Origin of the sequence: Streptomyces sp. NPDC000134, from assembly GCF_042899225.1 — a bacterium.
GTDB lineage: Bacteria > Actinomycetota > Actinomycetes > Streptomycetales > Streptomycetaceae > Streptomyces.
In genome coordinates this window covers 1-14,978 of sequence record NZ_JBIAZN010000016.1, presented here as the reverse complement: position 1 = coordinate 14,978, position 14,978 = coordinate 1, and the positions used below count along the sequence as shown (strand labels likewise).

Genomic DNA, 14,978 nt, shown 5'->3' with positions numbered 1-14,978 from the left:
ACCCTCTCCAGCACCTCGTGGATGGACGACGCGCCCTGGCCGGTCTCCTGGCTGACGGGTACCACCGCCCGTGCTCCGCCTTCCCGGGCCGCGAGGACCCAGTGGCTGCCCCTTGCGGGGCGGGAGCCGGACTTCCCGATCACAGTGGCGAGGGCCGCACCGGTTCCGCACCGGATTTCCCGTTCACCAAGGCGTGGCGACAGTAGTGCGCCCGCGGGGGTGGTGACAAGCGGGCCCCGGGGCGCCCGAGCGCCCGGCGGCCGGGGCGGCGCCGCCCAGCCGGTTCACCCGTTCGGCCCATCCCGCATGGCTGCCCGGCGCGGTCCGCGCGCACGCTCGGAGCAACCGTGTGAAAGGACGTCAGCCATGACTCAGCACGCCGCTCCCGCCCCGGGCGCCCCGGCGCCCCGGTCCCCGCGCGCCGCCGACCGGCACCGGAGCTGGGTGACCGGAGGCATCGTCTTCGCGGGCGTCCTGCTGCTGTGCAACGGCGCCCTCGCCGTCCTCCAGGGCATCGCGGCCGTGGCCGAGGACGACGTGTACGCCCGGATCGGCTCCTACGTCTACGAGATGAACCTCACCGGCTGGGGCGTCCTCCACATCGTCCTCGGCGCCCTGGCCCTGGTCATCGGGTACGGCCTGCTCAAGGACCTGGCCTGGGCGCGTTTCGCGGGCATCCTGCTGGCCTCGCTGAGCCTCGTCGCGCAGTTCCTCTTCCTGCCGTACGCGCCGGTCTGGGCCGTGGTCATGATGGCGCTGGACGTGTTCGTCATCTGGTCCCTGGCCAGCCGTCAGGAGGAGGCCGGTACCGGACTGTGACCGGTACCGGCCGGTCGCGCACCGTGTCGCTGTTGGGCCGAACAGGTGACTTGGCGTAAGAATTGGCTGGTGCACGCATTGAAGGCGAGTCGGAGCGGGGGGAGCCGGTGAACAGCCACGACGTCACCGATGAACAGTGGGAGGGGCTCGCCCAGGTCGTTCCGTTGCGCGGACGCGACGCCTGGCCGTCCTCGGTCGGCCATCGGGCGCTGCCCGAGGCGGAGACCGAGACGCGCCGCCGCTTCGTCGTCCTGCGGGTCAACGTGTTCGCGGACGCCCGCGAGGTCGCCGAGACACTCATGTCCGGCATCCCGGTCCTGCTGGACCTGACCGGCGCGGAGACCGAGGTCGCCAAGCGCGTCCTCGACTTCAGCACCGGCGTGGTCTTCGGCCTGGCCAGCGGCATGCACCGGGTCGACCGCAACGTGTTCCTGCTGACCCCGGCGGACACGGAGGTCACGGGGCGGGTCGAGGAAGCGGGAGGGCCCGGCATGCCGGGGGCGCCGGAAGTGTGACGGGCACGACCACCCGTGCCGTAGCAACCCCACATCTGAGGTTTCACTCGATCGTGGGAAGTGGTGAGGGGTGGAACGGTTCGGCGGGGGAGGGGCGCCCTAGCGTCCGGGCTCATGACCGTGCCCTTTGCCCAGGCCGTCCCCGTCCCGTCCGCCGGTGACGACGCGGGGCACCCGGACCGCCGTCCGCGCGTCACCGAACTGCGGCTGTCCGCCTTCGCCGGGCACCGGCGCACCGCCCTCCCGCTCGGCCCCCTCACCCTCCTCACCGGCCCCAGCGGCAGCGGCAAGACCAGCGCCCTGCGCGCCTACGAGGCCCTCGCCCGGCTCGGCGGCGGCGCCCGCCTCGCCGCGGTCTTCCCCGACCCGGCCGCCCATGTGCCCGAACGGGCCCGCCCGGACGCCCAGCACCGCCGCGGCTTCCGCATCGGCTGTACGGCCGACGGCCCGGCCGGCCCGGTCCGCCTGGACATCGCCGTGCAGGCCGAGCCCGACCTGCGCGTCGTCGGGGAGCGGCTGACCGCCGGCGGGCTGGTCCTGCTGGAGACCGCCCTGCGCGACCCCGGCCGCCGGGCCGTGCAGGCCGCCTGGCACACCGGCGGGCCGGTGCCCATGATCCGCGCCCCGCTGCCGGACGACCGGCTCGGCACCGCGCTGCTGCCGCTGCGGGTGTCCGGCGCCACGGACGGACAGCGCCGGGTGCTCGCCGCCGCCGAGCAGATGGTGCTCGCCCTGCGCCAGGTCTTCGCCTGCGACCCCCGCCCCGCCCGGATGCGGGACCCCGCGCCGATCGGCTCGGGCAGGCTGCTGCGGGGCTGCGACAACCTCGCCGACGTCCTGCGGCGCACCCGCGCTCACCGCGTGCGGCACGCCCGGCTGGTCGCGGCGGTCCGCGCCGGCTGCGCCGGTGACGTCGCGGACGTCGTCACCGAGCCCGGCGCCGGCGCGGTGGTCGCCGCCGCCCTGGACCGGGGCGACGGCGTCCGTACCGGCCTCGCCCGCCTGGGCTACGGCGAACTGCGCTACCTCGCCCTCGCGCTGGTGCTGCTCACCGGCCCCGGCGTGCTGGACCCCGACCCGGCGGGCGAGGTCCCCGCGGCGCTCCAGACGCTCACCGTGCTGGCCGACGGGTTCGACCGGGGCCTGGACCCGGAGCAGCGGGCGGAACTGCTGGGCCTGGCCGTCCGGCTGTGCGACCGGGGCGACATCCGCCTCGTCGGCGCGGTCCCCGACGCCTCCTGGGCGGCCGGGACCGCCGGCGTCACGGTGGTACACCTGGGGCCGTGACCGATCACGACCTCGCGGCCCTCCAGCACCGGCTGGCCGAATTCGCCGCCGCCCGGAACTGGCAGCCGTACCACACCCCGAAGAACCTCGTCACCGCGCTGAGCGTCGAGGCGTCCGAACTCGTGGAGATCTTCCAGTGGCTGACGCCCGAGGAGTCGTCCCGGGTGATGGCCGACCCGGACACCGCGCACCGGGTCAGGGACGAGGTCGCCGACGTCCTCGCGTACCTCCTCCAGCTCTGCGCGGTGCTCGGCGTCGATCCGCTGGCGGCGCTCGCGGCGAAGATCGACCGCAACGAGCGGAGGTTCCCGCGCCCGGCCGACACGGAACCACCCGCTCCGTAATTACGCTCCGCATTCGAAAAGCCGCCCATAATCGAATTGTTGTCCGCAGATTTCGGTCTTCCTCTAGCTTTTCGTCTCAGGCGCCCTCACTCTGGGTAGTGAACAATGGAGTTCGGGCGGACGCGTGACGAGCGCGTCGGACAGATGGGGACGACCCATGGACGCGGTGCGGCTCATCGTGACGAGCAGGCGTGCCCTGACCGCCGGCGGCGACGTCCGGCAGATCCTGACGGAGGTGTGGCAGGTACAGGCCCTGGCCCAGGCCATAGGCAGCCGCCTCGCGGTCACCGGCCCCCCGGAGCTGCGCGGCGAGGCGCTGGGCCTCACCGAGCTGGCGGGCCGCGGCTGCGGTGTGCTGCGCCGGCCCGACCTGGCCCCCGGTGAGCTGCGCGCCGCCCAGCTCACCGAACTCGGCGACGCCCGCCAGGCCCTGGTGCGCCTGGGCACCCTGCTGGGCGAGACCGGCATAGCCCTCGTCGCCCTCGCCAGCGCCGCCGCCGACGAGGGCACGTACTGGCAGTGCATGGAGGCCATCGACGCCGCCGACGAGTCCCGGGACCGGGTCCTGGAGATGCTCCGCAAACTGGCCGACCGCGACGAGGCGATGACCGCACGCCTGCCCGAACGCGAGGCCGGCTAGGCCGGGACCACCCGGACGGCCGGGCCGGCCCGCGGGGGCCCGGGTGCCGGGCCGGCTGAAGGCCGCTCGGCTACCGGGCGGACGCTGGGCCGCCCGGACACCGGCCCGACCGGCTCAGGGCAGCCGCTCGGACACGGGCGGACTGGCTGAAGGCCGCCGGATACCGGACCGACCGGCTCAGGGCCGCTCGGACTCCGGGCGGACACGGCGCGGCCCCGAGGCCGGACCGGCTCAGGGCCGGGCCGCACGGAAGCCGGGCAACCCGGGCCCGCCCGAACGCCGCGTACGCCGGGCCCGCCCGGACGCCGCGGACGCCGGGTCCGGGGCCAAGCCGGTGAGCCGCCGTGTCCGTCCGAGCGTGCAGGATGGAGGCATGGATCTTCGCATCTTCACCGAGCCCCAGCAGGGCGCCACCTACGACACCCTGCTCACCGTCGCCAAGGCCACCGAGGACCTGGGATTCGACGCCTTCTTCCGCAGTGACCACTACCTCCGCATGGGCAACGTGGACGGTCTGCCCGGCCCCACCGACGCCTGGATCACCCTGGCCGGCCTCGCCCGCGAGACCAAGCGCATCCGCCTGGGCACCCTGATGACCGCCGGCACCTTCCGGCTGCCCGGCGTGCTCGCCATCCAGGTCGCGCAGGTGGACCAGATGTCCGGCGGCCGGGTCGAACTGGGCCTGGGCGCGGGCTGGTTCGAGGAGGAGCACAAGGCGTACGGCATCCCGTTCCCGAAGGAGAAGTTCGCGCGGCTGGAGGAGCAGCTCGCGATCGTCACCGGCCTGTGGGCCACGGAGGCGGGCAAGACCTTCGACTTCCACGGCACGTTCTACGACCTGACCGGGTCGCCCGCGCTGCCCAAGCCCGCGCAGGCCAAGGTCCCCGTCCTCATCGGCGGCCACGGCGCCACCCGCACCCCCCGGCTGGCCGCCCAGTACGCGGACGAGTTCAACATCCCCTTCGCCTCCATCGAGGACACCGAGCGCCAGTTCGGCCGGGTCCGGGCCGCCGCCGAGGAGGCCGGCCGGGGCGCCGACGCCCTCGTCTACTCCAACGCCCTGGTCGTCTGCGTCGGCCGGGACGACGCCGAGGTCGCCCGCCGCGCCGCCGTCATCGGCCGCGAGGTCGACGAGCTGAAGGCCAACGGCCTGGCGGGCTCCCCGGCCGAGGTCGTCGACAAGATCGGCCGCTACGCCGAGGCCGGCTCCCAGCGCATCTACCTCCAGGTCCTCGACCTCGACGACCTGGACCACCTGGAGCTGATCTCCGCCCAGGTCCAGGCCCAGCTCCCGCGATGAACAGGCACCGATAAACCGAGGCGCCGGTCCGCACCCTTGTGCGAGGGTATGACCGTCGTCCTGCCGGCCCCCAGGATCACCACCGCCTGGGGGCTTTCGCGTACGACGGCACCCTTGTCCGTGTCCGAGCCGGAGAGGCCCTCCGCATGTTCCTGACCGTCACCACCACCGGCACGCCCGCCCGCCCCGCCACCGACCTCGGTTTCCTGCTGCACAAGCATCCCGGCAAGGCGCAGGCGTTCCCCACCTCCTTCGGCACGGCCCACGTGCTCTACCCCGAGGCGGAGGAGCAGCGCTGCACGGCGGCGCTGCTGCTGGAGGTGGACGCGGTGGCGCTGGTCCGGCGCGGCAAGGGCAAGGGCCGGGGCGGCGCCCCCGACGCGGCCCTCGCGCAGTACGTCAACGACCGCCCGTACGCGGCCTCCTCGCTGCTCGCCGTCGCGCTCGGCAACGTCTTCTCCAGCGCGCTGCGCGGGGTGTGCAAGGCCCGCCCCGAGCGCGCCGCCGAGCCGCTGCCGCTGCGGATCGAGGTGCCCGCGCTGCCCGCCCGCGGCGGCCCCGGCCTCGTACACCGCCTGTTCGAGCCGCTCGGGTGGGCGGTCACCGCCGAACCCGTGCCGCTGGACACCGAGTTCCCCGAGTGGGGCGACTCGCGGTACGTGCGGCTCACCCTGGAGTCCGGAGCGCTCACCCTCGCCGAGGCCCTGCGCCACCTGTACGTCCTGCTGCCGGTGCTGGACGACGCCAAGCACTACTGGGTCGCCCCCGACGAGGTGGACAAGCTGCTGCGGGCGGGCGAGGGCTGGCTGCCCGGCCACCCCGAGCAGAAGCTGATCACCAGCCGCTATCTGGCCCGCCGCTGGGCGCTGACCCGCGCGGCGACCGAGCGGCTGGAGCTGGTCCGGCTGGCCGAGACCGACGACAGCGCGGTCGAGGAGATCGACAACGCGGTCCCGGAGGAGTCCGGGCCCGCCGAAGGCGACGAGAGGCCCGCCCCGCTGGCCGTCCAGCGCCGCGAGGCGATACTCGGCGCGCTCCGCGAGTCCGCCGCCGCCCGCGTCCTCGACCTCGGCTGCGGCGAGGGCCACCTGGTGCGCGAGCTGCTCGAGGAGCCCCGGTTCACCGAGATCGCCGGCGTGGACGTCTCGGTGCGCGCCCTCGCCGTCGCCGCCCGGAGGCTGGGGCTGGACCGCATGGGCGAGCGGCAGGCCGCCCGGGTCCGCCTCTTCCAGGGCTCCCTCGCCTACACCGACCAGCGCCTCAAGGGCTACGACGCGGCCGTGCTCAGCGAGGTGATCGAGCACCTCGACCTGCCCCGGCTGCCCGCCCTGGAGTACGCGGTGTTCGGTGCCGCCCGCCCCCGCACGGTCATCGTGACCACGCCGAACGCCGAGTACAACGTGCGCTGGGAGACCCTCCCGGCCGGCCGTGTCCGCCACCGCGACCACCGCTTCGAGTGGACCCGCGAGGAGTTCCGCGCCTGGGCGTCGGCGGTCGCCGCGCGGCACGGCTACGAGGTGGGGTTCCGGCCCGTCGGCCCCGACGACCCCGAGGTGGGGCCGCCCACCCAGATGGCCGTGTTCACCGTCACCACCGGCACCGAGAAGGAGGCGAAGGCCGCATGACCACCACCACCGCCGAGGGCCGCGCCCTGCCCGTCACCGACCTCTGCCTGGTCGTGCTGATCGGCGCCTCCGGCTCCGGCAAGTCCACCTTCGCCCGGCGGCACTTCAAGCCGACCGAGGTCATCTCCTCCGACTTCTGCCGCGGGCTGGTCGCCGACGACGAGAACGACCAGAGCGCGAGCCGGGACGCCTTCGACGTCCTGCACTACATCGCGGGCAAGCGCCTCGCGGCCGGCCGGCGCACCGTCGTGGACGCCACCAGCGTGCAGTCCGAGGCCCGCGCGCACCTCGTCGAGCTGGCCAGACGGTACGACGTGCTGCCCGTCGCCATCGTCCTCGACGTGCCCGAGGAGGTCTGCGCCGAGCGCAACGCCGACCGCGCCGACCGCGCCGGCCTGCCCCGCCGGGTCATCGGCCGGCACATCCGCGAACTCCGCCGCTCCCTGCGCCACCTGGAGCGCGAGGGCTTCCGCAAGGTGCACGTGCTGCGCGGGGCGGAGGAGATCGAGCGGGCCACCGTCGTCACCGAGAAGCGGTTCAACGACCTCACCCACCTCACCGGCCCCTTCGACATCATCGGCGACGTGCACGGCTGCGCCGCGGAGCTGGAGACCCTGCTCGGCAGGCTCGGCTACACCGACGGCGTGCACCCCGGGGGCCGCACCGCCGTCTTCGTCGGCGACCTGGTCGACCGCGGCCCCGACAGCCCCGGCGTGCTGCGCCGCGTGATGTCCATGGTGAAGTCGGGCAACGCGCTGTGCGTGCCCGGCAACCACGAGCACAAGTACGGCCGCCACCTGCGCGGCCGCAAGGTGCGGCACACCCACGGGCTCGCCGGGACGGTCGCGCAGATGGCGCACGAGAGCGAGGAGTTCCGCGCCGAGGTACGGGAGTTCATCGACGGGCTGGTCAGCCACTACGTCCTCGACGGCGGGCGGCTCGTGGTCTGCCACGCCGGGCTGCCGGAGAAGTACCACGGCCGCACCTCCGGCCGGGTCCGCAGCCACGCCCTGTACGGCGAGACCACCGGGGAGACCGACGAGTTCGGGCTGCCGGTGCGCTACCCGTGGGCCGAGGACTACCGGGGCCGCGCCGCCGTGGTCTACGGCCACACCCCGGTCCCCGAGGCCACCTGGCTGAACAACACCATCTGCCTGGACACCGGCGCCGTCTTCGGCGGCAAGCTGACCGCGCTGCGCTGGCCGGAGCGCGAGCTGGTGGACGTACCCGCCGAGCGGGTCTGGTACGAGCCGGTGAAGCCGCTGCGCACCGAGGCGCCCGGCGGCCACGACGGCCGGCCGCTGGCCCTGGCGGACGTGCACGGCCGCCGCGTGGTGGAGACCCGGCACGCCGGACGCGTCACCGTGCGGGAGGACAACGCGGCGGCGGCCCTGGAGGTCATGAGCCGCTTCGCCACCGACCCCAGGCTGCTGCCGTACCTGCCGCCGACCATGGCGCCGACCGCGACCTCGCACCGGGACGGCTACCTGGAGCACCCCGAGGAGGCGTTCGCGTCCTACGCCGCGGACGGCGTCGCCCGGGTCGTGTGCGAGGAGAAGCACATGGGCTCCCGGGCCGTCGCCCTGGTCTGCCAGGACGCCGCGACCGCCGCTGCCCGCTTCGGGGGTGGGGGCACCTCCCGCTCGAGCGGAGCCGAGAGTGGGGGAGGCCCCACCGGGGCCCTCTGCACCCGCACCGGCCGCCCGTTCTTCGACGACGCCTCCCTCACCGAGGCGGTCCTGGACAGGCTGCGCGCCGCGATCGGCGAGGCCGGGCTGTGGGAGAGGCTGGACACCGACTGGATGCTGCTCGACGCCGAGCTGATGCCCTGGTCGCTGAAGGCGTCCGGGCTGCTGCGCTCCCAGTACGCCGCCGTGGGCGCCGCCGCCGGCGCGGCCCTGCCCGGCGCGCTCGCCGCGCTGGAGGGCGCCGCCGCCCGGGGCGTCGACGTCACCGGCCTCCTCGCGCGCCAGCGCGGCCGGGCCGCCGACGCCGCCGCCTTCACCGCCGCCTACCGGCGCTACTGCTGGACCACCGACGGCCTCGACGGCGTCCGCCTCGCCCCGTTCCAGATCCTCGCCGTGCGGGGCCGGAGCCTCGCCGCCCTGCCGCACGACGAGCAGCTCGCCCTGATCGACCGCCTCGTCGAGCACGACGGCACCGGCCTGCTGCGCACCACCCGCCGGCTGTACGTCGACACCGCCGACCCCGAGTCGGTGCGGGCCGGCGTCGACTGGTGGCTGGAGATGACCGGCCGCGGCGGCGAGGGCATGGTCGTCAAGCCCGTCGGCGCGCTGGTCCGCGACCCCAGGGGCCGCCTGGTGCAGCCGGGCATCAAGTGCCGGGGCCGGGAGTACCTGCGGATCATCTACGGTCCCGAGTACACCCGCCCCGAGAACCTGGCCCGGCTGCGCCGCCGGTCCCTGAACCACAAGCGGTCCCTGGCGCTGCGCGAGTACGCCCTCGGCCTGGAGGCCCTGGACCGGCTCGCGGACGGCGAGCCGCTGTGGCGGGTGCACGAGGCGGTCTTCGGCGTGCTGGCGCTGGAGTCCGAGCCGGTCGACCCCCGGCTGTGAGCCGAGCCGCCCTGGACCGGGGACGCGTGAAGAAGCGTTTCCCCGGTCAGGATGGAGGCATGGGATTCCATGTCGACTCCGAGGCCGGGCGGCTCCGCCGCGTCATCCTGCACCGACCGGACCTGGAGCTGAAGCGGCTCACCCCCAGCAACAAGGACGCCCTGCTCTTCGACGACGTGCTCTGGGTGCGCCGGGCGCGCGCCGAGCACGACGGGTTCGCCGACGTGCTGCGCGACCGGGGGGTCGAGGTGCACCTCTTCGGCGACCTGCTCGCCGAGACCCTCGACGTCCCGGCGGCCCGGGAACTGGTCCTGGACCGGGTCTTCGACGAGAAGGAGTACGGCGTCCTGGCCACCGACCACCTGCGGGCCGCGTTCGAGACGCTGCCCGGCCGGGAGCTGGCCGAGGTGCTGGTGGGCGGCATGACCAAGCGGGAGTACCTGGACGCGCACCCCGAGCCGGTCTCCGTGCGGTTCCACGCCATGGAGCTGGACGACTTCCTGCTCGGTCCGCTGCCCAACCACCTGTTCACCCGGGACACCTCCGCCTGGATCTACGACGGCGTCTCCATCAACGCGATGCGCTGGCCCGCCCGGCAGCGCGAGACCGTCCACTTCGAGGCGATCTACCGGCACCACCCGCTCTTCCGTGACGAGCGCTTCCCCCGCTGGTCCGAGGGGCAGGCCGACTACCCGTCGACCATCGAGGGCGGTGACGTCCTGGTCATCGGCAACGGGGCGGTGCTCATCGGCATGAGCGAGCGCACCACCCCGCAGGCCGTGGAGATGCTCGCCCACAAGCTGTTCGCGGCCGGTTCCGCGACCACCATCGTCGCCCTCGACCTGCCCAAACGCCGGGCCTTCATGCACCTGGACACCGTGATGACCATGGTCGGCGGCGACACCTTCACCCAGTACGCCGGACTCGGCATGCTCCGCTCGTACACCATCGAGCCGGGCACCGGGGACAAGGAGCTGAAGGTCACCGACCACCCGCCGGAGCACATGCACCGCGCCATCGCCGCCGCGCTCGGACTGAGCGAGATCAGGGTGCTGACCGCCACCCAGGACGTGCACGCCGCCGAACGGGAGCAGTGGGACGACGGCTGCAACGTGCTGGCCGTCGAGCCGGGCGTGGTGATCGCCTACGAACGCAACGCCACCACCAACACCCACCTGCGCAAACAGGGCATCGAGGTGATCGAGATCCCGGGCAGCGAACTGGGCCGGGGCCGGGGCGGGCCGCGCTGCATGAGCTGCCCGGTGGAGCGGGACGCCGTACCGGGGTTCTGAATAACAATTCAACGGATCGTATAGTATTCCAGAGTCCCTGTTGCCCGTATCCCTGGAGCGCCCCCATGGCGACTGTCCCGACCGCCCTCGCCGGCCGCCACTTCCTCAAGGAGCTGGACTTCACCGCGGAGGAGTTCCGCGGCCTGGTGGAGCTGGCCGCCGAGCTGAAGGCCGCCAAGAAGGCGGGGGCCGAGACGCCGTACCTGCGGGGCAAGAACATCGCGCTGATCTTCGAGAAGACCTCGACCCGCACCCGCTGCGCGTTCGAGGTCGCCGCCGCCGACCAGGGCGCCTCGACGACCTACCTGGACCCCTCGGGCTCGCAGATCGGGCACAAGGAGTCGGTGAAGGACACCGCCCGGGTGCTGGGCCGGATGTACGACGGGATCGAGTACCGCGGCGACAGCCAGGCCAAGGTCGAGGAACTCGCCGCCCACGCGGGCGTGCCCGTCTTCAACGGCCTGACCGACGACTGGCACCCCACCCAGATGCTCGCAGACGTGCTCACCATGACCGAGCACACCGACAAGCCCCTGCACGAGATCGCCCTCGCCTACCTCGGCGACGCCCGCTTCAACATGGGCAACTCCTACCTGGTCACCGGCGCCCTGCTCGGCATGGACGTGCGGATCGTCGCCCCGCGGTCCTACTGGCCCGCCCAGGACGTCGTCGACCGCGCCCGGGAGCTGGCCGCCGCCGCCGGCGGCCGGATCACCCTCACCGAGACCCTGGAGGAGGGCGTGCGCGGCGCCGACTTCGTCGCCACCGACGTCTGGGTCTCCATGGGCGAGCCCAAGGAGGTCTGGGCCGAGCGGATCACCGCCCTCGCCCCGTACGCGGTGACCATGGACGTGCTGCGCGCCACCGGAAACCCGGACGTCAAGTTCCTGCACTGCCTGCCCGCCTTCCACGACCTGGGCACCAAGGTCGGCCAGGAGATCCACGCCGTGTACGGCCTGGACTCCCTGGAGGTCACGGACGAGGTCTTCGAGTCGGACCACTCCGTCGTCTTCGACGAGGCCGAGAACCGCCTGCACACCATCAAGGCCGTGCTGGTCGCCACCCTGGCCTGACCCGGCCCGCCCCGCGCCGGTCGGCCCCCGCCCCCGGCCGGCCCCGTTATCCTGACCTGCGGCCCGGACCACCCCTTCCGGCGCCGCCGGCCGCGACCACCGTCGCGCCCCCCGCACCACCAGAAACGAGCACCACCCGCATGCCCCGCATCAAGTCCCCCCACCTCCTCGTCGCCGAGTCCGGCGCCGACCGCGAAGGCCACGGCCTGAAGCGCACCATGGGGCTGTTCCAGCTCGTGTGCTTCGGGGTGGGCGCGATCGTCGGCACCGGCATCTTCGTCGGCCTGTCCGACTCGGTCGCCGAGGCCGGCCCGGCCGTCGTCGTCTCCTTCGTGCTGGCGGCCGTCACCTGCGTCTTCACCGCCTTCGCCTTCGCCGAGCTGGGCGGCGCGATCCCGGTCTCCGGCTCCTCGTACTCCTTCGCCTACGCCGGGCTCGGCGAGACCACGGCCTTCCTGGTCGGCTGGTGCCTGCTGCTGGAGTACGGCGTGTCGGTCTCCGCGGTCGCCGTCGGCTGGAGCCAGTACGTCAACGAACTGCTGGACAGCGTGCTGGGCATCCGGTTGCCGCACGCCCTGTCCGCCGGTCCCGGCGACGGGGGAGCGGTCAACCTCCCCGCCGTCATCGTCATCGCCCTGGCCTGCGTCCTGCTGGTGCGCGGGGTGCGCGAGAGCGCCCGCGCCACGGCCGCCATGGCGGTCCTCAAGCTGGCCGTGCTGGTCGCGTTCTGCGCCATCGGCCTCACCGCCTTCCGGGACGGCAACCTCACCCCGTTCTCCCCGGCCGGCCTCGGCGGCATCGGCGCGGGCACCACCGCCGCCTTCTTCTCGTACATCGGCTTCGACGCGATCACCACCGCCGGCGAGGAGGCCAAGAACCCGCGCCGGGACATCCCCGTCGCCATCCTGGTCTGCATCGGCCTGGTCACCCTGCTGTACTGCGCGGTCGCCCTGGCCGCCATCGGCGCCATCGGCGGCGACGCCGTCGGCGACCGCCCCGCCGCCCTGTCCTACGTCGTCGACGAGGTCACCGGCTCCTCCGTCGGCGGCGCGGTCGTCGCCTTCGGCGCGGTGGTGGCCATCGCCTCCGTGGTCCTCGCGGTGATGTACGGCCAGACCCGCATCCTGATGTCGATGTCCCGGGACGGACTCGTGCCCCGCGTCTTCGAGAAGGTCTCCCCGCGCACCGCCACCCCCGTGGCCGGCACCCTGATCGTGGGCGTCGTCTTCGCCCTCCCGGCCGCCTTCGCCTCACTGGACTCGGTGGTCAACCTCTGCACCATCGGCACCCTGGCCACCATGGCCGCCGTCAACATCGCGGTGATCGCCCTGCGCCGCCGCGAACCGGGCCTCGCCCGCACCTTCCGCGTGCCGCTCTACCCCGTCCTGCCGGTCCTCGGCGTCGCCTTCTGCCTGTACCTGATGTACGAGACGGGCGCCACGACCTGGCTCCAGTTCGCCGCGTTCCTCGTGGTCGGCCTGGGGGTGTACGCCGCCTACGGCCGCCGCCACTCGCGGCTGGCCCGGACGGCCGGTGTCACGCCGGACGCCGCTGAGCGGGTATCGCGGGAAGCCTGAACCAGACGGCCTTGCCCGATCCGGTGGCGCGGTGCCCGCAACTGGAGCTGAGGGCGCGGATCAGCAGCAGTCCGCGTCCGCCCTCCTGCCACGGGTCGGGCTCGGTGAGGGCCGGCCGGGTCAGCTCGGCGGGCGGCGCCGGGTCCGGATCGTGCACCTCGACCTGGCAACTGGTCGGCAGCAGCTCCACCACCAGCTCGATCGGGGCGTCGCCGGCGGTGTGCTCCACGGCGTTGGCCACCAGCTCGGCCGTCAGCAGCTCGGCGGTGTCGCAGTCGGCCGTGTGCCTCAGCTCGGTCAGCGCGGTACGGATCAGGGCACGGGCCACCGGCACGGCCGCGGCGGTGTGCGGCAGCGCGACGCGCCAGGAGGCGGGGGCGGAGTAACGATCGTGCACGGGGGGTTTCCGTTCATGGAGCAGGCGGTGCCGTCCTGCTTTCAACCATATGAATGGTACGTCCCCGCCCGACAGAGTCCTTCGACGGGCACGGCCGGGACCTTCGGCGCCCGGCCCGCGTGCCGTGACTGTCGCGTACCCCTGACGACAGTCACGGACCGGCGACGGCTCCGAAGGACCCCGGTACCGCACCCGCCCCCGCGCCCCCGGCTCAGGCCGGGGTGGTGAGCGTGACCATGCCGGCGGTGAGCGTCGCCCCGTCGGCCGGGTCGATCAGCAGGAACGCGCCGGTGCGCCGGGAGACCGCGTAGTCGTCCAGGGGCAGCGGCTCGGCGGTGCGCAGGACGATCCGGCCGAGGTCGTTGGCGGCCAGGGCGTCCGCGCCCCCGAGGTCCCGGACGACGGCCCGCACCGTGCGGGTGCCGTGCCGCAGCAGCACCCGGTCCCCGGTGCGCAGCGTCCGGTCGGCGAGGTGGCAGACGGCGGCGCTGACGTCCTGGGTGAGCGTCGGCGCCTCCACCCCGGCCGTGATCAGGTCGCCGCGCGAGACGTCCCGCTGGTCGGCGAGGCGCAGGCTCACCGACTGCGGCGCGTACGCCGCCCCGGCCGCCGTGCCGAGGACGTCGATGCCGGCGATCTCGGTGGTCTCCCCGGACGGATGCACGGTCACCCGGTCGCCCACCCGCAGCACCCCCGACGCCAGTTGCCCGGCGTAGAGGCGCTGGTCACCGTGCCGGATCACGTACTGCACCGGGAACCGGGCGGGCGCGTCCACCGGCCCGGCCGCGACCGGCACGGTCTCCAGGTGCTCCAGGACGGTGGGCCCGCCGTACCAGTCCATGCGGTCGGACGGCTCGACGACGTTGTCACCGGCGAGCGCCGAGATCGGGACGGCGACGGCCTCGGGGACGCCCAGTTCGATGGCGTACTTGGCGAACTCCTCGACGATCTCCGCGAAGGCCCGCTCCTCGTACCCGACGAGGTCCATCTTGTTGACGGCGAGGACGACGTGCGGGACGCGGAGCAGGGCGGCGATGGCGGCGTGCCGGCGGGTCTGTTCCACGACGCCGTTGCGGGCGTCGACGAGGACCACGGTCAGTTCGGCGGTGGAGGCGCCGGTGACCATGTTGCGGGTGTACTGCACGTGTCCGGGGGTGTCGGCGAGGATGAACCGGCGCCGGGGGGTGGCGAAGTAGCGGTAGGCCACGTCGATGGTGATGCCCTGTTCCCGTTCGGCCCGCAGGCCGTCGGTGAGCAGCGCGAGGTCGGGTCCCTCGCCCCGGGACGCCCGCCGCACCGACTCCAGTTGGTCGGCGAGCACCGATTTGGAGTCGTGCAGCAGCCGTCCCACGAGCGTCGACTTGCCGTCGTCGACCGAACCGGCGGTCGCGAAGCGCAGGGTGTCCACAGTGGCCATGACTAGAAGTACCCCTCACGTTTGCGGTCTTCCATGGCGGCCTCGGAGAGTTTGTCGTCGGCGCGGGTGGCGCCGCGTTCGGTGAGCCGGGAGGCGGCGATCTCGGTGATGACCTT

At 73.7% G+C, this 14,978-nt stretch carries 13 protein-coding genes, 1 pseudogene and 1 riboswitch; of the genes and pseudogenes, 11 read left to right on the top strand and 3 right to left on the bottom strand.

Going from position 1 to position 14,978, the window contains the following annotated elements:
- Positions 1–19: 19 nt before the first annotated feature.
- Positions 20–206, bottom strand: a riboswitch (cobalamin riboswitch).
- Positions 207–366: 160 nt separating this feature from the next.
- The 11 genes from ACFY32_RS23445 (at position 367) to ACFY32_RS23395 (ending at position 13,048) form a co-directional block, all read left to right on the top strand.
- Positions 367–819, top strand: coding sequence for a hypothetical protein (locus ACFY32_RS23445; protein WP_390675168.1), 453 nt, complete (start codon positions 367–369; stop codon positions 817–819).
- Between the two features lie 107 nt (positions 820–926).
- Positions 927–1,334 carry a cell division protein SepF gene (locus ACFY32_RS23440; RefSeq protein ID WP_359200255.1) on the top strand — a complete coding sequence of 136 codons (408 nt, stop codon included), beginning with the start codon at positions 927–929 and terminating at the stop codon, positions 1,332–1,334.
- A gap of 114 nt (positions 1,335–1,448) precedes the next feature.
- Positions 1,449–2,621 carry an ATP-binding protein gene (locus tag ACFY32_RS23435; RefSeq protein ID WP_359200257.1) on the top strand — a complete coding sequence of 391 codons (1,173 nt, stop codon included), beginning with the start codon at positions 1,449–1,451 and terminating at the stop codon, positions 2,619–2,621.
- Positions 2,618–2,965, top strand: coding sequence for a nucleotide pyrophosphohydrolase (locus tag ACFY32_RS23430; RefSeq protein ID WP_359200259.1), 348 nt, complete (start codon positions 2,618–2,620; stop codon positions 2,963–2,965). Before ACFY32_RS23435 ends, ACFY32_RS23430 begins: the two co-directional genes overlap by 4 nt.
- Before the next feature lie 157 nt (positions 2,966–3,122).
- On the top strand, positions 3,123–3,605 hold the full coding sequence (locus ACFY32_RS23425) for a DUF6099 family protein (protein ID WP_359200261.1): 483 nt from the start codon (positions 3,123–3,125) through the stop codon (positions 3,603–3,605).
- Between the two features lie 373 nt (positions 3,606–3,978).
- Positions 3,979–4,905 carry an LLM class F420-dependent oxidoreductase gene (locus ACFY32_RS23420; protein ID WP_359200264.1) on the top strand — a complete coding sequence of 309 codons (927 nt, stop codon included), beginning with the start codon at positions 3,979–3,981 and terminating at the stop codon, positions 4,903–4,905.
- A 146-nt stretch (positions 4,906–5,051) separates the two neighbouring features.
- The gene (locus ACFY32_RS23415; protein ID WP_390675167.1) at positions 5,052–6,530 is read left to right on the top strand and encodes a 3' terminal RNA ribose 2'-O-methyltransferase Hen1; all 1,479 of its coding nucleotides are present in this window, start codon (positions 5,052–5,054) and stop codon (positions 6,528–6,530) included.
- Positions 6,527–9,106, top strand: coding sequence for a polynucleotide kinase-phosphatase (locus tag ACFY32_RS23410; protein WP_390675166.1), 2,580 nt, complete (start codon positions 6,527–6,529; stop codon positions 9,104–9,106). The genes ACFY32_RS23415 and ACFY32_RS23410 overlap by 4 nt, the downstream gene beginning before the upstream one ends.
- Positions 9,107–9,165: 59 nt before the next feature.
- Positions 9,166–10,398, top strand: a complete 1,233-nt coding sequence (locus ACFY32_RS23405) for an arginine deiminase (protein WP_359200270.1) — start codon at positions 9,166–9,168, stop codon at positions 10,396–10,398.
- 65 nt (positions 10,399–10,463) lie between these two features.
- On the top strand, positions 10,464–11,471 hold the full coding sequence (gene argF, locus ACFY32_RS23400) for an ornithine carbamoyltransferase (RefSeq protein WP_390675165.1): 1,008 nt from the start codon (positions 10,464–10,466) through the stop codon (positions 11,469–11,471).
- Between the two features lie 140 nt (positions 11,472–11,611).
- Complete coding sequence (locus ACFY32_RS23395) at positions 11,612–13,048, top strand: amino acid permease (protein WP_390675164.1); 1,437 nt, start codon at positions 11,612–11,614, stop codon at positions 13,046–13,048.
- On the opposite strand, the gene ACFY32_RS23390 is transcribed toward ACFY32_RS23395, so the two are convergent.
- The 3 genes and pseudogenes from ACFY32_RS23390 to ACFY32_RS23380 form a co-directional block, all read right to left on the bottom strand.
- Positions 13,008–13,445 carry an ATP-binding protein gene (locus tag ACFY32_RS23390; RefSeq protein ID WP_359200276.1) on the bottom strand — a complete coding sequence of 146 codons (438 nt, stop codon included), beginning with the start codon at positions 13,443–13,445 and terminating at the stop codon, positions 13,008–13,010. The two genes, ACFY32_RS23395 and ACFY32_RS23390, sit on opposite strands and share 41 nt — an antisense overlap.
- A gap of 211 nt (positions 13,446–13,656) precedes the next feature.
- Positions 13,657–14,862: a sulfate adenylyltransferase subunit 1 gene (locus ACFY32_RS23385; RefSeq protein ID WP_390675163.1), complete on the bottom strand. Its 1,206-nt coding sequence runs from the start codon at positions 14,860–14,862 to the stop codon at positions 13,657–13,659.
- A 2-nt stretch (positions 14,863–14,864) separates the two neighbouring features.
- Positions 14,865–14,978, bottom strand: a pseudogene (locus tag ACFY32_RS23380) (sulfate adenylyltransferase small subunit); the annotation flags it as partial.